Here is a 21,289-nt window from a genome sequence, read left to right as displayed (position 1 = left end):
GCAGACTGCCACCGGACGGGACGAACGTCTCGAACGGGGGCGCACACTGGAGCACGACACGAGCCGGAGCGCGCCGGCCGGGGCCACAAGCTTCCGGACCGGTGCCCGAGGTACTCGAAAAGGGGCGGGGCAGGATGGCGGAGCCGGAGTTCACGGCGACGGGCGTGCGGATCGACAAGCGGCTGCGTTCGCTCACCCGGGCCGGTCAGGTCCGGATAAGGGACGGCAGGCTGCAGCTGCTGACGAGCTACGGCAGCGAGATCGACAGCGCACCCGTGCAGGCGGTACGGGCCTCGAAGCCCTGGTTCGCGTCGGAGGACCGGGCCTTGGCCGACCTCAACGGCCAGCGCTACTCACTCACCCTGGGTGACCACGATCCGGCACCGGGCGAGCCCGGACCGCCGGCGGCGCGCCGCTTCATCGAGGCGGTGCAGCGGGCCGCCGGGCGAGGCCGCTGAGCCGCCCGGACCTGCGGGGCGTGACCGCCGGGCCACGGCGAGTTGCGGGACCGTACGCACTGGGTCACGCTTGTCTCACGTCACTCTGGGTTTACCGGCGATAACGCTGCGAACCAGCCCGCCGGCCACGACAGCAGGCGGCCCCGTGGACGGCGGCACCCTGCTGGATCCGTTCTCCGTGTTCTTCCGGACCTCACGTCGGGGAGTCGCAGCCGTGATCAAACACCCAAGCAGACACTGCTCGGTGGAGCTCCAGGCATTGCCCTCGCGGATCGGCCAGGTCCGCAGAATCGTATCTGCGCAGTTGCGCTACTGGCATCTCGACCCGTTGATCGACCGGGCGGCGCTCGGTGTGACGGAGTTGCTCACCAACGTCCACCGGCACGCCCAGCCCGACAAGAACTGCACCGTGGAGATAGAGCTCCAGCTCGACCGCCTCACGGTGTCGGTACGCGACCACGATCCGCGCCTGCCGGTGGTCGAGGACGGCACGGAGATCGCGCCGATGGCCACCTGCGGCCGGGGGCTCGCGATGGTGGCCGCGGTCAGCGAGAGCTGGGGAGTGCGGCCGCACGACGACGGCAAGGTCGTGTGGTTCACCCTGCCCGCGCCGACGGCCACACCGAAGACGGCCCGCCCGCAGCGCCGGGTCGCCGAACCGACCTCCCGCCTGATCGCCGAACCGGAACCCGCGTCCGCCGGCGCGCCCACGCCCGCACATGCAGCCTCCGGCGCCCCGGCCACCGCGCACGCGACCGCCGCCGTCCCCGGTGCCGCACACGCTCCCGCCCGCTCGGCTGTGGCCAGTTGAGGCGGGCGGTGAGTCTCCTCGCCGAGTCTGCCCTCCGGCACTAGTGCTTCATGCCGCACCACCCTTGCCGATGCGGCCGAAGTGCTCCTCCAGGACGGACAGCCTGCGCCAGTACTCGTCCTCGTCGATCTCGCCGGTGGCGAAGCGACGGCCGAGGACCGCCAGCGGTGAGTCGCCGGCCGGACGCCCCGCGTCCGCCGGACGCCAGGGTCCGCCGCGCCCGCGCCATGCGGTGCGGCGCAGGAACGTGCCGACGCCGAGTACGACGGCCGCCCAGATCAGCGGGAAGAACAGGATCCACGGGCCGGGCCCGCCGCCCCAGTTCGCCAGGGTCTGCATGTCGGTTCAACTCCCAGGGTCTCGTTGTGATGCATCGAGACTGACCGCCGGGAGGGGTCCGGGTCGTCGTGCGGCCGACGGCAGTGGCCGTACCTCCCGGGGAGTACACGGCGGCGGTCGACGTGCTCCCGAAAGCCCGAAAGGACTGGCGTTCTGTAACTACTAGTATGTACAGTCGTTCCATGAGCACGTCGGAGCGGTTGATCGAGTCCACCCGTGAGCTGCTGTGGGAGCGCGGTTACGTCGGCACCAGCCCCAAGGCCATCCTGGAGCGCGCGGGCGCCGGCCAGGGCAGCATGTACCACCACTTCACGGGCAAGCAGGAGCTGGCGCTGACCGCGATCCGGCGGACCGCCGAGGAACTGCGGGTCACCGCCGAGGCCGTGCTCACCGGGCCCGGCACGCCGTACGAGCGGATCGAGGCGTATCTGCGGCGCGAGCGCGACGTCCTGCGCGGCTGCCCGGTCGGCCGGCTGACGATGGACCCGGACATCATCGCCAACGACGACCTGCGCGCGCCGGTGGACGAGACGCTCGACCGGATCCTGGAACTGATCGCCGGGATCGTCGAGGAGGGCAAGGAGCAGGGGGAGTTCGGGCCCCGGGTGGACGGCGAGGAGATCGCCGCGACCGTGCTCGCGACCGTCCAGGGCGGCTATGTGCTCGCCCGGGCGTCCGGTTCCCCGGCCGCGTTCGACGCCGGCGTGCGCGGACTGCTGTCCCTGCTGAGGAGTTGACGTACGTGCACATCACCAGGAGACGCCCGGACACCCTGCGGGGCCCGGCGGAGAACTTCACCGGCACGGTGTGGCTGGACGAGATCGCCGCGCCCGCCGCACCGTCCCGGCTGCGCATGTTCAGCGTCCACTTCGCGCCCGGCGCCCACACCGCCTGGCACCGGCATCCGCACGGCCAGGTGCTGCACGTCCTGGAGGGCGAGGGGCTGGTACGGCGCAGAGGCGGCGAGGCGGAGGTGATCCGAGCGGGTGACACGGTGTGGATCGAGCCGGGCGAATGGCACTGGCACGGTGCCGCGCCGCGCAGCTTCATGACACATCTCGCGGTCGTGGAGGCCGCCGAGGACGGCACGACCAGCGAGTGGCATGAGCACGTGACCGACTACCCGGCCTGAGAGGGGACCTGGCGCCATGCACGCCATGCAGTACGAGTTCACCTTGCCCGCGGACTACGACATGGATGTCATCCGCGCCCGCGTCGCCCGCGTCGGGCATCTGCTGGACGACTGGGAGGGCCTGGGCGTCAAGTCCTACCTCATGCGCGAACGGGGCCTGCACGGCTCGCCGGTGAACCAGTACGGGCCGTTCTACCTCTGGAACACCCTGGCAGGCATGAACGCGTTCCTCTGGGGAGGCGCCTTCCAGGGGCCGGTCGACGACTTCGGGCGGCCGCGGACACGGCAGTGGACGGGCCTGGCCTTCGAGGAGGGCACCGCGGCCGGCTCCCCTGCCGCGTTCGCGGTGCGCCGGCGGCAACCGGTGCCGGAGGGTGTCGAGCTGGCCGCCTTCATGGCGGACGCGGCGGCCGACACCGGGCGGCTGGCCACCGCGGACGGTGCCGTGCTGGCCGCGTCCGCCGTGGACACGGACGCCTGGGAACTGGTCCACTTCTCGCTCTGGGAACACGACGCACCCAAGGCCGAGGGGGATGTCTTCCAGGTGCTGCACCTGTCGGAGCCGGGGCGCGGGGCGCTCCCGCGCGGGCGGCAGTGGTGAGCGCAGGGGCGCCCGGCGTCCGTACGGTCCTCGGTGACATCCGGCCCGCGGACCTGGGTGTCTGTGACGCGCACGACCACCTCTTCCTCCGCAGTCCCCGGCTGCCGGGGCAGGAACTGAACGACGCGAGTGCCGCCCGGGCCGAACTGGCGGCGTTCCGGGCCGCGGGCGGGGCGGCCGTCGTGCAGTGGACGCCGTACGGGATGGGACGGCGGGCCGCCGATCTGCCGCTGCTGTCCCGGGCCGCCGGTGTGCACGTGGTCTGCGCGACGGGACTGCACCAGGCGGCGCACTACGCCCCGGAGTCGCTCGACGGGCTGCGCGGGCGGCTCGCCGAGGTCTTCGTCGCCGAACTGACCGAGGGCATCGGCACGTCCGGGGTGCGCGCCGGTCTGGTCAAGGTGGCGGGCGGCTTCCACCACCTCGACGCGCACGCCCGCTGGACGATGGCGGCGGCGGCCGAGGCCCACCACGCGACGGGCGCGCCGATCGCCGTCCACCTGGAGCTGGGCACCGGCGCGCTCGACGTACTCGACCTGCTCTGCGGCGAGTTGGGCGTCCCCGGCGACCGGGTGATCCTCGGCCATCTCAACCGCTCCCCCGACCTCGCCGTCCATCGGCAGGCCGCCGCCTCCGGCTGCTGGCTGGCCTTCGACGGGCCGTCCCGGGCCAACCACGCCACCGACTGGCGGATGCCCGAGGCCGTACGGGCCCTGGCCGAGGCCGGGTTCGGGGACCGGTTGCTGCTCGGCGGGGACACCGTGGTGGCGGGGGCGCGGTCGGTGGACGGCGGGCCCGGGATGCCGTACCTGCTGCGGCGGGTGCGGCCGCGGCTGGCGGCCGAGCTGGGTGCGGAGCACGTCGACCGCATCCTCACCGGCAACCCGGCCCGGGCCTTCGCCGTCGACTGGCGCTGATACCGCCTCAGACCACCGAGATGTCCACCGACGGGCGGAGCTTCGCCGCGGCGGCCAGCGCCTCGTGCGCCGGGTGGGTGTCGAAGGCGCCCAACAGATCCTGGTCCGCAGGGAGTTCGGCCGCCGGGTAGGCGATCTGCTCGAAGGAAGCCAGGAAGCGCGGGCCCCACCGGCGGGTGCCGAGACGCGCCGTACGGGAGCAGTTGTCGACCATGTACGCCACGTCCCGGGCGTGCATGTAGGGCAGCAGCGAGTCCACCGCCTCGATGACGGACTCGTTGACGATCTCCGACCAGGGGTGACCGCGCTCGGCGAACTCGTCGATCTGCGCCATCATCGTGGCGACGAACACACCGGCGGTGAACGGCTCGACGGACAGCTCCCGTTCGGCCCGCCGGGCCCGCACCCGCTCCCCCGCCGCCCACATCGGCGAGCCGCCGATCCTGCTCATCTCCCGCTGCCCGAGCCGCCGTTCGGCCAGGATCACGCTGCGGATCTCGGTGCCGTCGGCGACCTCGTCGTAGATCTCGGCGACGAGCTCGCGGGCGGGCCCGTACGTCGCCGTGTACGCCCGGTCGAAGACCTCGCGCCCGGCCGGGTCGAGATCCTGCCGGACGGCCCGCAGCCCCGCCCGGGAGATGGTTCGGGCGATGGGCCCGGTCACGTTCTCGCAGGACCGCTCGTACGCCGTCACCTCGTCGTCCCCGCCGAGCCGGTAGTGGCCGTACAGGCTCTCCACGATGCCGTGCACGGCGCCGAGCAGGATGGCGCGTTCGCCGACGATGTCGGAGCGGTACTCGCTCGCCAGCGTGGTGCGGAAGGTGTACGGCGCGCCGAGCGCGACCGACCAGCCGAGGGCGAGGTCGGTGGCGCGGCCGTCCGGATCGACCGCCACGGCGAAACTGCTGTTGATCCCGGCGCCGTTGATCTCCGCGCCCTGTTCGTAGAGTCGGCGCACGGAGTCGCCCATGCCCTTGGGGCAGACGGCGATCACGCCGTGCCCGGCCGGGAAGTCGCCGCCGGTCTCCCGGAGATGGCCCAGCAGGAAGCCGTGCGAGAGGCCGATGACCGCACCGGGCTTGAGGACCGCGAAGATCTCCCGGTGGTGGGCGGCGAGGGCGGCGTCGGCGATCAGCAGGAGGAGCAGGTCGCTGTCGGCGGCGACGGCGAGCCAGTCGCCGAGGGTGCCGTTCTCCTCGGTGAAACCGTGCGAGCGGGCGTCGGCGGCCGAGGCGGAGCCGGGGCGCAGGCCGACGGTGACCGTGATGCCGGTGCCGGCGAGGGAGTCGCGCAGGTTGCGGGCCTGGGCGCGGCCCTGCGGGCCCCAGCCGAGGACACCGATCCGGGCGACTCCGGCGAACGCCTGGGGCAGCAGGGGGAAGAGGTGCCGTCCGCCGCGCAGGATGGTCTCCGTGCCGCCGGGCACGTCCATGGTTTCGAGTGCGAAGACACGGGAGGTGTAGGTGGTCGTCGAGGTCATGGTCGAGTTGTAGGCTCCGGGCGGGCGTTGCGACAAGCGCAACTTCCGCAGCGGTCTGTTGCGGATCATGAAAGGGCCTGGTCGCGGCGTGCGGGACGATCACCGGGGGCTGCGGCTCTTCCTCCATCTCGCCCAGTCCCTGAACTTCGGGCGGACCAGCCTGGACTGCCATGTCAGCCCGGCGACGCTGACCCGGACCGTACAGCGGCTGGAGGCGGAGCTGGGGCATCGGCTGTTCGACCGGGGCCCGCGCGGGGTGTCCCTGACGGCGGAGGGCCAGCGCTTCCGCGAATACGCCCTACAGGCGCTGGAGTTGTGGCAGGCGTATCGCGACGAACGCCCCGACCCGGCCGAACTCACCGGCAGGCTCTCGGTGTTCGCCACCGTGACCGCCTGCCAGACCCTGCTGCCCGAGCTGTTGGCGCCGTTCCGTACGGCGCACCCCCAGGTGCGGCTGGATCTGCGCACCGGGGACGCGGCGGCCGCGCTGGCCCGGCTGGACGAGGGCGAGGCCGACGTGGCCGTGGCCGGGATCCCCGCGCGGCTGCCGGAACCGCTGGTCGGCCGGACGGTCACGGTCACCGATCTGGTCCTGGTCACCGCGCGTGACCGCCCGGATCCCGGCCTGGACGGCCCGTTCGTCCTCCCCCAGCGCGGTCTGGTGCGCGAGGCGGCCGACCGCTGGTTCCGGGCGCGCGGGCGGCCCGTGCACGTCGCGTGCGAACCGGACGGCCACGAGGCCCTGTTGGCCCTGGTCGCCCTGGGTTGCGGCACGGGCGTGGTCCCCCGGCTGGTCCTGGAACACAGCGCGGTGCGGGACCGGGTCACGGTGCTCCCGGCCGACCCCGCGCCGGAGCCGTTCCCGATCGGTCTGTGCGTACGCCGAGCCGACCTCAGGCGGCCGCTGGTGGCGGCGCTGTGGAGCCTGACGGCGCGGTGGTAGGCGGGCGGCGCGGTGGTGGGCGGGCGGCGGTGGGCCGTTGCGGTGGCCGGCCGGGTGGGTGGCCGGTGGCTACCGGAGTGCCCCCAGCGGGTCGTCCAGCACCGGCTGCCAGGCCAACTCGGCCGCTCCCACCAGGCTGTTGTGGCTCAGCGTGCACGGCAGGATCGGCACGCTGCCGCTCTGGCCCCACAGGCTGCGGTCGGCGACCACGGCTCGCAGCCGCTCGGGGTCGGCGTCCAGGAGGGTGCGATGCAGGCCGCCGAGGATGATGCGGTCGGGGTTGAGGATGTTGACAAGGCCCGCCAGGCCGAGGCCGAGCCGGTCGATCAGGGCCTCGGTGGCCCTGCGGACGGTCGGGTCGGCGTAGTGGTCGCGGACCAGGTCCTCGGCCTGCCGGAGCAGCGACACCTCGGGGCCGGGCTCGCGGCCCGCCTCGATCAGCAGGGCCAGCGGATCGGCCTCCACGTCCAGGCAGCCCCGGCTGCCGCAGTGGCAGGGGCGGCCCTCGGGGTTGACGGCGAGGTGGCCGACCTCCAGGGCGAGGCCCGAACTCCCGGTGTGCAGGCGGCCGTCCAGGACGAGGGCGCCGCCGACGCCGCGGTGCCCGGTGGCCACGCACAGCAGGTCCCGGGCGCCCCGGCCGGCGCCGTGCCGGTGCTCGGCCAGCGCGGCCAGGTTCACGTCGTTGCCCGCGAACGCCGGTCCGGCGATCCCGGCCGCGCGCACGCACTCCGCGAAGATCCGGCGCACGGGCGCCCCCACCGGCCAGGCCAGGTGGAGGGGGTTGAGGGCCAGACCCTCCGGTTCCGCGACGGCGGACGGCACGGCGAGACCGGCGCCGACGCAGTGCAGGCCGGTGCTGCGCAGGAGGTCGGCGCCCGCCTCGACCACCGAGCCGAGCACCTTCGCCGGGTCGGCGTCGACCGCCTCGCAGCCGGGCGCGGTCGCGACGATCCGGCCGCCGAGCCCGACCAGCGCCGCGCGGAACCCGTCGGCGTGGACCTGCGCGGCGAGCGCGACGGGGCCGTTCTCGGCGACCTCGAGCCGGTGCGAGGGGCGGCCCTGCGACCCGGCCGCGGCGCCCGGGTGGGCGTCGACCCTGATCAGACCGAGCGCCTCCAGTTCGGCGGCGACGGCACCGGCCGTGGCCCGGGTGACGCCGAGCTCCGCGGTGAGCACCGCGCGGGTGGGGGCGCGGCCGGTGTGCACGAGTTCCAGGGCGGGGCCGAGTGCGCCACGTCCTCGGTCCAACCGGGGTTTCGAGGTTCCGTTCCCCGTCGGGCCGGGGGCCGTTTTGCCGCTCATGAAAGGGAGTCTGCCATGATCCGTAGTGTTGAACCGTGCCGGTACGTTGTGGCTGGTCGCGCCCACGCGGCGGAGCCGCACATCGATTCAGCCCCGCGCCCCTTTGAGGCGCGCTTCACAAACCGCTCATTCGAAGAGTCACGTTCAGACGGCCGACCAGACCCAGCTCCTCCGGTCTCGTCCCCGGATACACCTTCGGCACCCCGTGGTACGCCAGCCTGCTCTCGCCCCCGAACACGAACAGGTCCCCCGACCGCAGCTCCACGTCCGTGTAAGGCCTCCCCCTGTTCTCCGTGTTGCCGAAGCGGAACACGCACGCGTCCCCCAGGCTCAGCGACACCACCGGTGCGTCCGACTTCTCGTCGGCGTCGCGGTGCATGCCCATGCGGGCGTCCGCGTCGTAGAAGTTGATCAGTGCGATGTCGTACGACAATCCGCCGGCCGCCGTCGGGCCCAGGGCGTCGGTCACCGCGCGGCGGCCCAGTTCGTCGAGCCAGGCCGGGAACGGCTTCACCGGGCTGCCGTCGCCGTCGACGGCTGTGCGGGCATAGGCGTACGGGTGCCAGTGCCAGCCCAGGCAGACCTGGCGGGCGGTCATCGTGCCGCCCCCGGGCGTGCGGACCGTGCGCAGGCCCGCCGGGGGCCGGGCCCAGTCGCGGCAGGCGGCGAGCAGCGCGCGCTGGCGGTCCGCGTCGAGCCAGTCGGGGACGTGCACGGCGCCCGGCGCGATGCGGGCGCGCGCCCTCGGGAACAGCTGATCCTCCATGCCCCCATCCTGCCCGACCGGGCCTGAGCTGCGGTTCGGCTAGCCTGGACGCACGATGAGCGACCGTATGACGACTGCCCGGGGCGAGTTCGAGCTGTCCCGCTTCCCGGAGGATCCACGCGACCGGCTGCGTGCCTGGGACGCCTCCGACGCGTACCTGCTGCGGTATCTCGGCCGGGAGCGGATCGGGCTGTCCGGTACGGTCGTGGTGCTGGGCGACCGCTGGGGGGCGCTGGTCACGGCGCTGGCGGAGCACCGGCCGGTGCAGATCACCGACTCGTACCTGAGTCAGGAGGCGACCCGTGCGAACCTGGCGCGCGCGGGTGTCGAGCCGGGCGCGGTGCAGTTGCTGACCACACAGGATCCGCCGCCGGAGCGGGTGGACGTGCTGCTGGTGCGGGTGCCGAAGAGCCTTGCGCTCCTCGAGGACCAGCTGCTGCGGCTGGCGCCCGCCGTGCACGCCGGCACGGTCGTGATCGGCACCGGCATGGTCAAGGAGATCCACACGTCGACCCTCCGGTTGTTCGAGCGGATCATCGGGCCGACCCGGACCTCGCTGGCCGAGCAGAAGGCCCGGCTGATCCACTGCACACCGGATCCGGAGCTCGCGCGCCCGGAGAATCCGTGGCCGTACAGCTACGCGCTCCCCGACGGCATCGGCGCGGTCTCCGGGCGTACGGTCGTCAACCACGCGGGGGTCTTCTGCGCCGACCGGCTCGACATCGGTACGCGGTTCTTCCTGGCGCATCTGCCCGAGGGCGGCCGGCGAATCGTGGACCTGGGGTGCGGGAACGGCGTCGTGGGTACCGCGGTGGCGTTGGCCGATCCGACGGCCGAGGTGCTGTTCGTGGACGAGTCGTTCCAGGCGGTCGCCTCGGCGGAGGCAACGTACAAGGCCAACGGGGTGCCCGGGCATGCCGAGTTCCGGGTCGGGGACGGTCTGGCCGGGGTCGCGGCCGGGAGCGTGGACGTGGTGCTGAACAACCCGCCGTTCCACTCCCACCAGGCGACCACCGACGCGACGGCGTGGCGGATGTTCAGCGGGGCCAAGCGGGCGCTGCGGCCGGGCGGCGAGCTGTGGGTGATCGGCAACCGGCACCTGGGCTACCACGTGACGCTGCGCCGCCTGTTCGGCAACAGTCAACTGGTGGCGAGCGACCCGAAGTTCGTGGTGCTGAAGGCGGTCAGGCGCGGGTAGTCCCGACGGCGCCGGCCAGCACGCCGATGATCCTGGCCACCTCCCGGGCCATCGCCTCCCGGCCGGCACCGAGGTAGGTACGGGAGTCGACGGCCTCGGGACGGTCCGCGAGGAAGCGGCGGACGGACGCGGTCATCGCCATGTTGAGCGCCGTGCCGACGTTGACCTTGACGATGCCGCCGGCCACCGCGGCGACCAGGCCCTCGTCCGGGACCCCGGAGGAGCCGTGCAGGACGAGCGGGACCGGCACCGCGGCCGCGAGGCGTCGGAGCAGGTCGTGGTCGAGGGCGGCGGTGCGGGTGGTCATGGCGTGCGCGCTGCCGATCGCCACGGCCAGCGCGTCGACACCGGTGCCGGCGACGAAGTCCCGCGCCTCGGCGGGGTCGGTACGCGCCCCGGGTGCGTGCGGGTCCGGCGCCGGCCGACCGTCCTTGCCGCCGACCTCACCCAACTCGGCCTCGATCCACAGGCCTTGAGCGTGCGCCCAGTCGACGGCGGCCGCGGTGGCGGCGAGGTTCTCGGCGTACGGCAGCCGGGACGCGTCGTACATCACCGAGCTGAACCCGGCGGCGGGTGCCTCCCGGAGCAGGTCGTCGCTCCGGACGTGGTCGAGGTGCAACGCGACGGGTACGAGGGCGCGTTCGGCGGCCGCGGTGGCGGCGCGGGCCAGCGGGAGGAGCCGTCCGTGGCGGAACTTGGCGGCGTTCTCGCTGACTTGGAGGACGACGGGCGAACCGGCCGCCTCGGCGCCCGCGATGACGGCCTCCACGTGTTCGAGGCCGATGACGTTGAACGCGGCGACTGCGGACCGGACTTCGGCGGCCCTGGTCAGTAGTGCGCCGGTGGCTGCGAGGGGCACGCTCACTCCTCGCCGGACGGGGTGAGGATCACCGAGCGGGTGAGATGGCGCGGCCGGTCGGGGTCGAGGCCCCGGGCGACGGCGACGGCGACCGCGAGGCGCTGGGCGCGGACGAGTTCGGCGAGCGGGTCGAGGGTGCCCTGGATCCACAACCCGCCGGTGGCGCCGACCTGTTCGGCGAGTCCGGCGGGGGCCCGGCCGAACATCCAGGTGGCGGTGGTGCGGGTGGTGATGCTGATCGGGCCGTGCCGGTACTCCATCGCCGGGTAGGCCTCGGTCCAGGACAGGGAGGCCTCGCGCATCTTGAGTCCGGCCTCGCTCGCGAGCCCGACGGTCCAGCCGCGCCCGAGGAAGGTGAACTGGGCGCACTCGACCAGCGCGGGTGGCAGGGGGGCCGACAGCGCGGTGCGGGCGTCGGCGACCACGGCGTCGGTGTGCAGTCCGAGGTGGGCGCGGAGCAGGGTGAGCGCGCTGGTCGCGAACCGGGTCTGGACGACGGAGCGTTCGTCGGCGAAGTCCAGGACGACGAGGTCGTCGGCGGCCTCCGCGACCGGGGTGCCGGGGTCGGCGGTGATCGCGGCGGTGCGGACGTGTCCCTTCAACTCGCCCAGGAGGTCCAGTACTTCAGTGGTGGTGCCGGACCGGGTGAGGGCCAGTACCCGGTCGTAGGACCGCCCGTGCGGGAACTCCGAGGCGGCGAAGGCGTCCGTCTCGCCGTGCCCCGCGGACTCGCGCAGTACGGCGGCGGCCTGGGCCATGAAGTACGAGGTGCCGCAGCCGACGATCGCCACCCGCTCGCCGGGGGCGGGGAGCGCGTGGGCGTGGCGGGTGGCCTCGGTGGCGGCTTGTGTCCAGCAGTCCGGCTGGCTGTTCAGCTCTTCGGTGGTATGTGACATACCACTACCCCTCCCCTGGATGCCCTGTCGTGATTGTTCTTGCAAGATAGAGCCACCTTTCAATCACAATCAAGCATCCCGCCCAAAGTCAGGTGCGCTAAGGTCACCGGAAGATCGAGGAACGGAGGCGGCGGATGTCACGCGACGCCCGCTGGAAGGCACTGCTCGAACTGCTGGTCGAGCGCGGTCGCCTCGAGGTCGAGGAGGCGGCGGCCGAGCTCGCGGTCTCGGCGGCCACCATCCGCCGGGACCTCGACCAGCTCGCCGAGCAGCAGATGCTGGTGCGCACCCGGGGCGGGGCGGTGGTCCACGGGGTGTCGTACGAGCTGCCGTTGCGCTACAAGACGGCCCGGCAGGCCTCGGAGAAGCAGCGGATCGCCAAGGCGGTCGCCGACCTGGTCGCGCCGGGCGAGGCCGTGGGGCTGACGGGCGGCACCACCACCACGGAGGTGGCCCGCGCCCTGGCGGTGCGGGGCGACCTGGCCACCGGCACTCCGGCGCTGACGGTCGTCACGAACGCGCTCAACATCGCCAACGAGCTGGCGGTGCGGCCCCAGTTCAAGATCGTGGTGACGGGCGGGGTGGCGCGCCCGCAGTCGTACGAGCTCATCGGGCCGCTCGCGGACGGGGTGCTGAGTCAGATCACCCTGGATGTGGCGGTGCTCGGGGTGGTCGGATTCGACGTCACGCACGGGGCGGCCGCCCACGACGAGGCGGAGGCCGCGGTCAACCGGCTGCTGTGCGAGCGTGCGGCCCGGGTGGTCGTCGCCGCCGACTCCAGCAAGCTGGGCGGGCGGGCCTTCGCCCGGATCTGCGCGGCGGAACTGGTGGACACGCTGGTGACGGACACGGCGGCGGCGCCGGAGGCGGTACGCCGGTTCGAGGAGGCGGGGATCCGGGTCCTGACCGTGTGACGCGGCGGGCCCCAGCGGCCCCGTTCCCGGTCACATCCCGCTGGTGTCCGCGCTGACGAATCCCGCGCCCCGCTGGTCGTTGCAGCCGAACACGGGCCGGTCGGCCGGGTCGGGCCAGCTCTGCCGGGCCTGGAGGGCGACGCTCACCAGGGTGAGCAGCAGGTCGACGTCGCTCGCGGCGTCGAGGCGTATGGTCACCCACTGCGAGCCCGGGACGATCCGGATCGCCCCCGTGCCCCTGAGGTCCTTGGCGAAGTGCCGGATGGCATGGGCGGTGAGACGCAGGTCCACATCGCGGTCGGAGTGGAAGTGCGCGATCTCGCCCTCCGACGAACTCACGGCCTGGCCCAGACCGCAGCTCGGTACGGCCTGGGTCAGGTCGGGCCAGGTCGCCAGTTGCGCCAGAGCGCGCGAGGCCAACGTCATGGGGCCATCATGGCCCGCTCACTCTCCGGTAACCAACCAGCGAGCAGTTATTAACCGAGCTGTTGCCGGACTCTGTCCGAACACAGACGCCCGGGACGAGTGAATATCCGCAGGATTTCAGTGGTTCGAGGGACGGAAGGTACCTCTCGGGCGTCCGGGGCGAACGTGGCCGACGTCACGTTTTACGCAGGGCCCGCATCTGTCCTACGCGCGCCTGGCGGCCGTCGCCGCGAACGCGTCGGCGGCTGCGAGGTCGAAGTCCCCGTGGTCGCTGCCGAGGCCCTGGGCGACCAGGGCCGCCACGGCGTTGCCGAGGACGGCGGAGTCGTGCGGGGTGCGGCCCAGCCCGATGCCGTAGACGAATCCGGCCGAGAAGGCGTCGCCGCAGCCGGTGGTGTCCACGACGTCGATCTCGAAGGCGGGCACCGGCTCGGCGCCCTCGGCGGTGACCAGCAGCGCGCCGTCGCCGCCCCGGGTGACCGCGACCAGCCCGGCGCCGGCCCCGACCAGCTTCTTCGCGCCGGCCACCAGGTCGTCCTCACCGGAGAAGCCCAGTACCTGGTCGTCGTTGGGGAGGAGGTGGTCGACGTACGGCAGCGCCGCCGCGATCTGCTCGAAGCTGCCGAGCACTCCGGGCGCGAGCAGGTCCACGGAGGTCGTGACACCGTGCTCCTTGGCGAAGTGCAGGATGCGCGCGGCGACGTCGACGCCGATCAACTCCGGGCCGCCGAGGTGGAGATGGGTGGCTTCGGCGAGGGCGTCCCAGGGCACGTCGTCGACACCGTAGGTGATGTTGGCGCCGAGCAGGTGCAGGGAGGGCCGGTCGCCGTTGGGGCGGATGGGCAGCACGCTCGCCGAGGTGGCGGTGTCCGTGCGCCGGACGAGGAAGCCGGTGTCGATCCCGGCCCTGCCGAGCAGCTGCACCAGCATGTCGCCGGTCGCGTCGGCGCCGATGGCCCCGGCGCTGCGCACGGTGGCGCCGAGCTTGGCGAGGCTGAGCGCGGTCCCGCCGGCGGTACCTGCCGCGGTCATCCTGATGTCCTCGACCAGGGTGGCGCCCTGCCCCTCGGGTATCGCGTCCACCGGCCGGACCAGCACGTCCAGCACATGGACGCCCATCGTGACGACTCTCATGGCTTGCCCTCCTGCAGGGTGTGGGTGGTGCCGTAGTTCCGGGCGATCGCGGCCTCGATCACCGCGAGTTGCTGCCGCTCGTCCAGGACGCGGGGCGTCCCGAGGGCAGCCGCGCGCTGGTAGACACCGCAGGCCCATTCGAGCAACAGGGCGTTCTCGACGGCCTTGTCGAGGGTCGGGCCGACGGTGACCGAGCCGTGGTTGGCCAGCAGGGCGGCGCTGCGGCCGTCGAGCGCGGCGAGCACCGACTCGGCGAGTTCCGGGGTACCGAAGGTGGCGTACGGCGCCACCCGCACGGTGCCGCCGAGGGCGAGCAACTGGTAGTGGATGCACGGAAGTTCGTCGAGGACGCAGGAGAGCGCGGTGGCCATCGGGGCGTGCGTGTGGACGACCGCGCCGGCGCCGTAGCGGCGGTAGACCCCGAGGTGCAGGTCGAGTTCGGAGGTCGGCTGGAGGGTGCCTGCGACGACCTTGCCGTCCAGGTCGACCACCGTCACCTGGCCCGCGGTGAGCTGGGCGAGCACCGCGCCGGTGGCGGTGACCGCGACCCGGTCCCCCACCCGCACGCTGACGTTGCCCGCCGTACCGATGAGCAGGCCCGCGGCTCCCAGGCGACGGCACACGTCCGCCACCGCGGCCCGTTCCTGAACCAGCGCGGAGCTTGAGTCCGTCATGGCCGCGACGCTAACGTAAACCTGAAACAAAGTCACGTTCAGATTCAGGAGCCGCGGGTGAGCGAGCCGACCGCCGAGGAGACCGGGGCCGTACTGCGCCGGACTCCCCAACAGGCGCGCAGCAAGGCCCGGTTGGCGCGGGTGCTGAAGGCGGCTGAGCGGGTGCTGATCGCCGAGGGCGTGCCGGCCCTGACCACGACCCGGGTCGCGGCCGAGGCCGGGGTGTCGGTCGGCTCGCTGTACCAGTACCTGCCCGACCGGGACGCGATCATCGACGCGCTGGCGGCGACGTACTTCTCCCAGCTCGAAGCGGTGATGGAGGAGTTCGTGCGCAGCGCGGCGGCCGAGCGCTGGTCCGACCCGGTCGGCGTGCTGATCGACACCTATGCCGGGCTCTACCGCACCGAACAGGGTTTCCGCGCCCTGTGGTTCGGCAGCGGCCTGACCGACCGGACCCGGGCGGCGGACCGGGAGCACAAGCGCCGGATGGCCGACGGAGTGCACCGGGTGCTGCTCGCGCTCGGCATCGCCGGCGACACGGAGGGGCTCGGCCGGGCCTGCCATGCCGCCGTCCTCGCCGCCGACGCGCTCGCCCAGGAGGCCTTCCGCCGCGACGCCGAGGGCGACGCGGGCCTCCTCGACGAGGCGAAGGTCATGCTGCGCGGTTACCTCGCGGCCCTCGCGGCGAGGCCGGCGCAGCAGAACAGCGGTGCGGTGGGCACCGCGCCGGTCAGCGGGCCCGTTCCCAGACCGGCTGGACGCCCGGAGTCAGCGCGGTGAAGTCGGGCAGCTCCCGCAGGGCCAGCTCGGCGCCGCCCGGTGTGTAGACCGCGATGACGCGCAGCTGCCGCCAGCCGGTGTTGAAGGTGGAGTGCGGCGTTCCCCTGGGCACGCAGACGAAGTCCCCCGCCGCCACCGGGAACTCCCCCGAGTCACCGACGGTCTGGACGCCCTCGCCGTCGATGAAGCAGAGCATCTCGTCGGAGCCCGGGTGCGTGTGCACGTCGTGCCCCTTGGCGGGATTGATGATCACCTCGCCGGCGGTGAGGGGCGCCCCGGGGAACAGAGCGGCGCTCACTCCCCACTTGATGCTTCCCCAGTCGAAGACCTCGGTCGGCAGTTCGGAGGGCCCGGTGCGGGTCCTCGCCTCGGATTCGCTCACGGTTCCTCATCTCGTCGGAGTGGTAGGTGTCGTGGGACTCATCGGAAGCTGATCGACTTGAAGTCCTCGGTCTGCCTGCGGATGCCGGTCTCCGTGGGCAGGCGTTCGATCGAGCTCGCGCCGAAGAAGCCCACGACTCCGTCCGTCCGCGTGAGGACGTACTGTGCGTCCGCGGGTTCCGCGATGGGGCCGCCGTGGCACAGCACGAGGATGTCCGGGTCGACCGCCACCGCGGCATCCCGCATCGCCTGGACGCGCGTCACACAGTCGTCGAGGGTGAGCGCGGTGTGGGCGCCGATGGTGCCCTTGGTGGTCAGACCCATGTGCGGGACGAGGACATCGGCACCGGCCTCGGCCATGGCGGTGGCCTGACCGGCGTCGAACACGTACGGCGCGGTCAGCAGGCCGCGTTCGTGGGCGGCGGCGATCATCTCGACCTCCAGGTCGAAGCCCATCCCGGTCTCCTCCAGGTTCTGGCGGAAGACACCGTCGATGAGCCCGACCGTGGGGAAGTTCTGCACACCGGTGAACCCGGCCGCCTCGACCTGGTCGAGGAAGCGGCCCATCACCCGGAACGGGTCGGTGCCGTTGACGCCCGCGAGCACGGGGGTGTCCTTGACCACGGGGAGCACCTCGTCGGCCATCTCCATGACGATGGCGTTCGCGTCGCCGTAGGCCAGCAGGCCCGCGAGGGAGCCCCGGCCGGCCATCCGGTACCGCCCCGAGTTGTAGATGATCAGCAGGTCGATGCCGCCCGCTTCGGCGGACTTCGCGGAGAGGCCGGTACCGGCACCGCCGCCGATGACCGGCCGCCCTGCCGCCACGGTCTTCCGCAGCCGTTCGAGTGCCGTGCTCCGGTCCATGGTCACGTCCTTTCCGTCCACCCGCGGGTGCGCGTCTCCGCCCGCCCACGGGCGCGGGTCGGGGGCCTCACCGGCCGTCCGGGGCCCCACCGGCCGTCGGGGTCCACCTGCCGTCGCGGTTCTCACCGGCCGGAGGTGATCAGCCGGTGCAGCCGCCGGGCGGCGGCGCGCCCGAACCCGGGGTCGTTGATGTGCTGGTCCATCTCGATGATCTCGGCCGGCGACCCGGTGAGCGCGTCGCGCAGCGCCGTGAAGAGCTCCGCGTCCGCCGTGGCGTCCCGGAACGGGCCGTCCTCCTTGTCGATGCCGCTCAGCCCGCGCAGCGGGAGGACCACCGCGACCGGCCCGTCGGCGCGGGACAGCTTCTTGCCGATCCTGCGGCCGAGTTCCGCGTTCTCCGCCGGCGTGGTCCGCATCAGCGTGACCGTCGGGTTGTGGATCAGGAAGCTCCGCTCGTCGAACCTCGCGGGGACCGTCTCCCGTGGCCCGAAGTTGACCATGTCGAGTGCGCCGAGCGAGACGACCTGCGGGACACCCCGTTCGCCGGCCGCCTCCAGCCGGTGCGGGCCCGCGCTCAGCACACCGCCCACGAGGTCGTCGGCGAGTTCCGTGGTGGTGAGGTCGAGCACCCCGGCGAGCCGGCCGTCGCGCGCCAGCTTCTCCAGCGCGCGGCCACCGGCGCCGGTGGCGTGGAAGACGAGCGGTTCGTAGCCGAGCTCGGTCAGTTCCGCCCGTGCCTCGTCGGCGGCCGGGGTGGTCAGGCCGAACATCGTCACCCCGACCAGGGGCCGCTGCCCGTCGGCCGGTGCGGCACGGCGGGCTTCCTGCACCCCGGCCATCGCGGCGATCGCGGCGGCGGCGTTGCCGAAGACCTGTCCGGAGACGGAGTTGATCCCGGCGACGTCCACCACCGAGTGCATGAGCGTCACGTCGCTCTCGCCGACGTACGGCGAGACGTCGCCCGAGGCCATCGTGGACACCAGCAGTTTCGGCACCCCGACCGGCAGGGCCCGCATCGCCCGGGACGCGACCGACGAGCCGCCGGAACCGCCGACGGCGAGCACACCGTCCAGCCGGTCCTCCGCGTACAGCGCGAGGACCACCGAGGCGGCGCCGGAGGCCATCGCCGCCATGGCGGCGCCCCGGTCACCGGCCTCCCGCAGCGCCGTGAGCTCGGCGTCGCCCGCCCGGGCGACCGCCGAGGCGGTGACGTCCGCGGCGTACTCCGAGAACACGCCGACGTCGACGGTGACGATGCTCGCGCCGTGGGCGCGCACCCGGTCGGCGATCCAGGCGTACTCCTCGCCCTTGGTGTCCATCGTGCCGATGAGAACGACCGTGGCCATCGTGCCCGCCTCCTGCTCTCCTTCGAGCCCTGTGCCAGGCATTGTTGCCGGGTGGGAACGTGGTGTGTGGTCCACTTGCGGCCGAGTGGACCAAGGCCGGTGCACCGAGGCCGGTGCCCAAGGCCAGGCCGAGTGGGCCGAGCCGGGAGGTGGGCGGTCGATGCGGACGGACGAGGACGCCGAGCGGGTGGCGCGGCTGCTCGGCGTGTGGCGCGGTGAGGCGTCGGTGAGTGTTCCGCTCCGGGACGCGCTCGCCGAGCTGATCGACGGCTCGCACCTGCCCGCCGGGTGGCGCATGCCGGGCCAGCGTGCGCTGGCGGCCGCGCTCGGCGTGGCCAGGGGCACGGTCGCCCGAGCCTACGCCGAGCTCATGGCGAGCGGCCGGCTGACCGCGGCGCGGGGGTCGGGCACGTATGTCCGGGGCGCCGTGGGCCTCGTCCGGCCGGACGAGGGGCGGCTGACCTCGTTCGGCGGCGGTCAGGTGGTCGTCGATCTCTCCTCCGGGGCGCTGCCCGGCTCGGAGCTGGTCACGGACGTCATGCCGGAGGTCGGCAGGCAGCTGCGCAGGCACCATCTCCAGGGGACGGGCTATCACCCCGCGGGGCTGCCCGAGCTGCGGGCCGCGCTCGCCGCCCGCATCACGGCGCAGGGCCTGCCCACGCGTGCGGAGCAGGTCCTGGTGACCGCGGGTTCCCAGCAGGCCGTCTGGCTGATCGCGACCGCCATCGCCGGGCCGGGCACCCTCACTCTGGTCGAGGACCCCAGCTACCGAGGTGCCCTGGAGGCCTTCGCGGGAGCGGGCGGCCGGGTCCGGGGCATCCCCTTCACCCCGGCCGGCGCGGACCTGAACCTCCTCGAAGCCGGCGTCGCCGACGCGGATCTCCTCTATGTCCAGACCGCGCTGCACAACCCGACCGGCGTCCACGTGCCGGAGCCGCGGCGCAGGGGCCTCGCCGACCTCGCGGCCAGGCACGGCACACTCGTGGTCGACGACCAGTCGCAGGCGGAACTCGGCTGGTTCCGCTCCGGCCCGCTGCCGGGGCTGGAGCGGGTGGCCGACCCCGAACGCCTGCTGATCGTGGGGACGTTGTCCAAGCTGTTCTGGGGCGGGCTCCGCGTCGGGTGGGTGCGCGGGCCCCGGGAGATCGTCGGACGGCTCGCCGCGCTGCGCGGCGGCATCGACCTCGGCGGCCCGGTCGCCGACCAGCTGGCGGCACTGCTTCTGCTGCCCCGGGCCGACCGGCAGCGCGCACTGCGCCGTGACTTCCTGGCCCAGCAGTTCGCGGTGACCGAGGAGGTGCTGCGCACGGAGCTGCCCCACTGGCGGTGGAGCACGCCGGTGGGCGGCTCGGGTCTGTGGACCGACACCGGCCGGGACGCGGTGGCCCTCGCCCAGCAGGCCCTGGCCCGCGGCATCCGGCTCACCGCCGGTCCGGCCTTCTCACCGCACGGCGGACACCGCACCTTCGTACGACTCCCGGTATGGCACCCTCAGTCCCGTTTCGCCGCCGCGGCCCGGCTCCTCGCCACCCTCCAGGACACCCGTTCCCCGTGACGAGCCGCGCCCGGAATACCCCGACCGCCGGTTACTGCCGGCCGCACCGTCGTCCCAGCTCGGTGACCCTGCTCCCCGCATTCCGGCAGGTTGCCCGGGGCAAGTGGGCCGCCCAGCGCTGCCTCCTTCGTCAAATCCGTGACGGGACTCGGGTGTTGGGTGCTCGCGGTGACCGACCGGCGGGTCCGTCCGCCCCGGTGGATTTTTTTGACGCACGGCCCTTGCCGTTGTTCGTGGGCGATCCCTACAGTCTCGTCGCAGTCAGTCGATACGCATCGACAGTGTTCGGCAGCGGGTCGGACCGATCGAGGCCGAAGGAGGGGTTCGCATGGTGACAAGCCGGGATGTGGCCCGGTTGGCCGGCGTGTCCCAGAGCACCGTCTCCTATGTCATGAGCGGACGCCGTTCGATCTCGCCCGAGACCCGTCGTCGGGTCGAGGAGGCGATCGAGGAGCTGGGGTTCCAGCCCAACGCGGGTGCGCGCGCACTGGCCAGCCAGCGCAGCCAGGTGATCGGCCTGGTCGTGCCCTTCGCACCGGGGGCCGACATGACGGGGGTGCTGCCCTTCATCGAGACGATCACCAAGTGCGCCCGCGAAGAGGACCACAACGTCATCCTGGCCACCGAGGACGAGGGTGCCGTGGGCCTGACCCGGCTGAGTGACCAGTCGCTGTGCGACGCGATCGTGCTGATGGAGGTGGGGGCGAAGGACCCGCGCATCCCGGTGGCGGCCGGCCTGAGCGTGCCCGTCATCCTGATCGGGGTGCCGGACGACCCCGCGGGCCTGTACTGCGTCGACCTGGACTACACCCTGGCCGGGCGCATGGCCGTGGACGAACTGGCCGCGTCCGGGCACGACCGCGTCGTCCTCCTCGGCTACCCGCCCGAGATGATGGCGCGCGACGTCAACTTCGTCCGGCGCTTCCTGCGCGGAGCCGAGGACTCGGCCGCCGCCCACCGCGTCGCCTACGCCGAGGTGAGCCCGCCGGACATCAGCCGTGCCGGCGCCGAGGCCGCCCTGGACGTGGCGCTCGCGGGGCCGGGGCCCGGCGCCGGCGGCAGGCTCGGTCTTGTCGTCCCCGACCCCCAGTTGATCCAGCCGACGTTGCAGAGCCTGCTGGACCGCGGTCTGGTTCCGGGCCGCGACCTGTCCGTCATCGGACTGTGCACGGACCGCACGGCCGAGACCTCCACACCCCCCGTCAGCAACCTCTCGCTGGAACCCAGGGACGTCTCGCGCCGTGCGATGCGGATCCTGTTCCGGCTCCTGAACCGCGAGAGCGTGCCCGCCCAGTCGCCCGTCGAGCTGGTGACCCCACGGCTGACCCGGCGCCGGACCACCCTGCCCGCCCGCTGACCCCCGCGGCCCGAGTCCCGGGGGACGACATGTCATCGCTGTCGATGCGTATCGAATCCGGTACGTGTCGGGCGTTGAGCTGCACCCTCTGTCGATACGTATCGACACCCCCGCGCGGTCCGCCCGAGACAGCGCCGGTCGAGGAGAGAACGA

General features: G+C 73.1%; 24 protein-coding genes. 12 read left to right on the top strand and 12 right to left on the bottom strand.

Translation table 11 applies throughout. From position 1 onward, the window contains the following. Window positions 1-134: 134 nt before the first annotated feature. Window positions 135-458 carry a hypothetical protein gene (locus ABZ887_RS02345; RefSeq protein ID WP_361281997.1) on the top strand — a complete coding sequence of 108 codons (324 nt, stop codon included), beginning with the start codon at window positions 135-137 and terminating at the stop codon, window positions 456-458. A gap of 214 nt (window positions 459-672) precedes the next feature. Further along, window positions 673-1,269 carry an ATP-binding protein gene (locus ABZ887_RS02340; protein WP_361281995.1) on the top strand — a complete coding sequence of 199 codons (597 nt, stop codon included), beginning with the start codon at window positions 673-675 and terminating at the stop codon, window positions 1,267-1,269. Window positions 1,270-1,317: 48 nt separating this feature from the next. Here the strand turns inward: ABZ887_RS02340 and ABZ887_RS02335 are convergent, their stop codons facing one another. Further along, window positions 1,318-1,608 carry an SHOCT domain-containing protein gene (locus ABZ887_RS02335; RefSeq protein ID WP_361281993.1) on the bottom strand — a complete coding sequence of 97 codons (291 nt, stop codon included), beginning with the start codon at window positions 1,606-1,608 and terminating at the stop codon, window positions 1,318-1,320. 167 nt (window positions 1,609-1,775) lie between these two features. Here ABZ887_RS02335 and ABZ887_RS02330 point away from each other — a divergent pair, with 167 nt between their 5' ends. From ABZ887_RS02330 to ABZ887_RS02315, 4 genes are read left to right on the top strand one after another with little or no spacing between them, the layout of a single operon-like run. Then, the gene (locus ABZ887_RS02330) at window positions 1,776-2,345 is read left to right on the top strand and encodes a TetR/AcrR family transcriptional regulator (protein ID WP_361281991.1); all 570 of its coding nucleotides are present in this window, start codon (window positions 1,776-1,778) and stop codon (window positions 2,343-2,345) included. 5 nt (window positions 2,346-2,350) lie between these two features. Further along, on the top strand, window positions 2,351-2,740 hold the full coding sequence (locus ABZ887_RS02325; RefSeq protein WP_361281989.1) for a cupin domain-containing protein: 390 nt from the start codon (window positions 2,351-2,353) through the stop codon (window positions 2,738-2,740). Between the two features lie 16 nt (window positions 2,741-2,756). Continuing rightward, window positions 2,757-3,341, top strand: a complete 585-nt coding sequence (locus ABZ887_RS02320; protein WP_361281987.1) for a DUF4865 family protein — start codon at window positions 2,757-2,759, stop codon at window positions 3,339-3,341. Further along, a complete protein-coding gene (locus ABZ887_RS02315; protein WP_361281985.1) occupies window positions 3,335-4,258 on the top strand; it encodes a phosphotriesterase in 924 nt (307 codons plus the stop codon). The genes ABZ887_RS02320 and ABZ887_RS02315 overlap by 7 nt, the downstream gene beginning before the upstream one ends. Window positions 4,259-4,265: 7 nt before the next feature. On the opposite strand, the gene ABZ887_RS02310 is transcribed toward ABZ887_RS02315, so the two are convergent. Then, window positions 4,266-5,738 carry a ketol-acid reductoisomerase gene (locus ABZ887_RS02310; protein WP_361281983.1) on the bottom strand — a complete coding sequence of 491 codons (1,473 nt, stop codon included), beginning with the start codon at window positions 5,736-5,738 and terminating at the stop codon, window positions 4,266-4,268. A gap of 88 nt (window positions 5,739-5,826) precedes the next feature. On the opposite strand from ABZ887_RS02310, the gene ilvY reads away from it, so the two are divergent. Further along, entirely contained in the window at window positions 5,827-6,681 is an 855-nt protein-coding gene (gene ilvY / locus ABZ887_RS02305; RefSeq protein WP_361281981.1) for an HTH-type transcriptional activator IlvY, read from the top strand. A 69-nt stretch (window positions 6,682-6,750) separates the two neighbouring features. On the opposite strand, the gene ABZ887_RS02300 is transcribed toward ilvY, so the two are convergent. Continuing rightward, the gene (locus ABZ887_RS02300) at window positions 6,751-7,986 is read right to left on the bottom strand and encodes an ROK family protein (protein ID WP_361281979.1); all 1,236 of its coding nucleotides are present in this window, start codon (window positions 7,984-7,986) and stop codon (window positions 6,751-6,753) included. Window positions 7,987-8,101: 115 nt separating this feature from the next. Next, window positions 8,102-8,752, bottom strand: a complete 651-nt coding sequence (locus tag ABZ887_RS02295; protein WP_361281977.1) for an alpha-ketoglutarate-dependent dioxygenase AlkB — start codon at window positions 8,750-8,752, stop codon at window positions 8,102-8,104. A 67-nt stretch (window positions 8,753-8,819) separates the two neighbouring features. Here ABZ887_RS02295 and ABZ887_RS02290 point away from each other — a divergent pair, with 67 nt between their 5' ends. Further along, on the top strand, window positions 8,820-9,950 hold the full coding sequence (locus tag ABZ887_RS02290) for a methyltransferase (RefSeq protein WP_361281975.1): 1,131 nt from the start codon (window positions 8,820-8,822) through the stop codon (window positions 9,948-9,950). On the opposite strand, the gene ABZ887_RS02285 is transcribed toward ABZ887_RS02290, so the two are convergent. After that, window positions 9,937-10,809, bottom strand: coding sequence for a class II fructose-bisphosphate aldolase (locus ABZ887_RS02285; protein ID WP_361281973.1), 873 nt, complete (start codon window positions 10,807-10,809; stop codon window positions 9,937-9,939). The genes ABZ887_RS02290 and ABZ887_RS02285 overlap by 14 nt on opposite strands. Before the next feature lie 2 nt (window positions 10,810-10,811). Continuing rightward, window positions 10,812-11,705, bottom strand: a complete 894-nt coding sequence (locus ABZ887_RS02280; RefSeq protein WP_361281971.1) for an SIS domain-containing protein — start codon at window positions 11,703-11,705, stop codon at window positions 10,812-10,814. A gap of 134 nt (window positions 11,706-11,839) precedes the next feature. On the opposite strand from ABZ887_RS02280, the gene ABZ887_RS02275 reads away from it, so the two are divergent. After that, window positions 11,840-12,619, top strand: a complete 780-nt coding sequence (locus ABZ887_RS02275) for a DeoR/GlpR family DNA-binding transcription regulator (protein WP_361281969.1) — start codon at window positions 11,840-11,842, stop codon at window positions 12,617-12,619. Window positions 12,620-12,649: 30 nt separating this feature from the next. Here the strand turns inward: ABZ887_RS02275 and ABZ887_RS02270 are convergent, their stop codons facing one another. The 3 genes from ABZ887_RS02270 to ABZ887_RS02260 form a co-directional block, all read right to left on the bottom strand. Then, window positions 12,650-13,045, bottom strand: coding sequence for a luciferase family protein (locus tag ABZ887_RS02270; protein ID WP_361281967.1), 396 nt, complete (start codon window positions 13,043-13,045; stop codon window positions 12,650-12,652). 204 nt (window positions 13,046-13,249) lie between these two features. After that, window positions 13,250-14,179: a carbohydrate kinase family protein gene (locus ABZ887_RS02265; RefSeq protein WP_361281965.1), complete on the bottom strand. Its 930-nt coding sequence runs from the start codon at window positions 14,177-14,179 to the stop codon at window positions 13,250-13,252. Next, window positions 14,176-14,853, bottom strand: a complete 678-nt coding sequence (locus tag ABZ887_RS02260) for a class II aldolase/adducin family protein (protein WP_361281963.1) — start codon at window positions 14,851-14,853, stop codon at window positions 14,176-14,178. Before ABZ887_RS02260 ends, ABZ887_RS02265 begins: the two co-directional genes overlap by 4 nt. A gap of 57 nt (window positions 14,854-14,910) precedes the next feature. Here ABZ887_RS02260 and ABZ887_RS02255 point away from each other — a divergent pair, with 57 nt between their 5' ends. Continuing rightward, on the top strand, window positions 14,911-15,633 hold the full coding sequence (locus ABZ887_RS02255) for a TetR/AcrR family transcriptional regulator (RefSeq protein WP_361281961.1): 723 nt from the start codon (window positions 14,911-14,913) through the stop codon (window positions 15,631-15,633). Here the strand turns inward: ABZ887_RS02255 and ABZ887_RS02250 are convergent. The 3 genes from ABZ887_RS02250 to ABZ887_RS02240 all read right to left on the bottom strand — a co-directional run bounded on the left by ABZ887_RS02250 (window position 15,584) and on the right by ABZ887_RS02240 (window position 18,224). After that, the gene (locus tag ABZ887_RS02250) at window positions 15,584-16,015 is read right to left on the bottom strand and encodes a cupin domain-containing protein (protein ID WP_361281959.1); all 432 of its coding nucleotides are present in this window, start codon (window positions 16,013-16,015) and stop codon (window positions 15,584-15,586) included. The two genes, ABZ887_RS02255 and ABZ887_RS02250, sit on opposite strands and share 50 nt — an antisense overlap. Before the next feature lie 38 nt (window positions 16,016-16,053). Beyond that, window positions 16,054-16,878 (bottom strand): phosphoenolpyruvate hydrolase family protein, encoded by an 825-nt coding sequence (locus ABZ887_RS02245; RefSeq protein ID WP_361281957.1) that lies wholly within the window; start codon window positions 16,876-16,878, stop codon window positions 16,054-16,056. 122 nt (window positions 16,879-17,000) lie between these two features. Further along, window positions 17,001-18,224 (bottom strand): Tm-1-like ATP-binding domain-containing protein, encoded by a 1,224-nt coding sequence (locus ABZ887_RS02240; RefSeq protein ID WP_361281955.1) that lies wholly within the window; start codon window positions 18,222-18,224, stop codon window positions 17,001-17,003. A gap of 160 nt (window positions 18,225-18,384) precedes the next feature. Here ABZ887_RS02240 and ABZ887_RS02235 point away from each other — a divergent pair, with 160 nt between their 5' ends. Beyond that, entirely contained in the window at window positions 18,385-19,779 is a 1,395-nt protein-coding gene (locus ABZ887_RS02235; protein ID WP_361281953.1) for a PLP-dependent aminotransferase family protein, read from the top strand. A gap of 328 nt (window positions 19,780-20,107) precedes the next feature. After that, window positions 20,108-21,136, top strand: coding sequence for a LacI family DNA-binding transcriptional regulator (locus tag ABZ887_RS02230; RefSeq protein WP_361281951.1), 1,029 nt, complete (start codon window positions 20,108-20,110; stop codon window positions 21,134-21,136). Window positions 21,137-21,289: the final 153 nt, after the last annotated feature.

It is taken from the genome of Streptomyces sp. NPDC047061 (assembly GCF_040643955.1).
In the GTDB taxonomy this organism is placed as follows: Bacteria; Actinomycetota; Actinomycetes; order Streptomycetales; family Streptomycetaceae; genus Streptomyces.
This window is presented reverse-complemented; position numbering and strand designations above follow the sequence as displayed.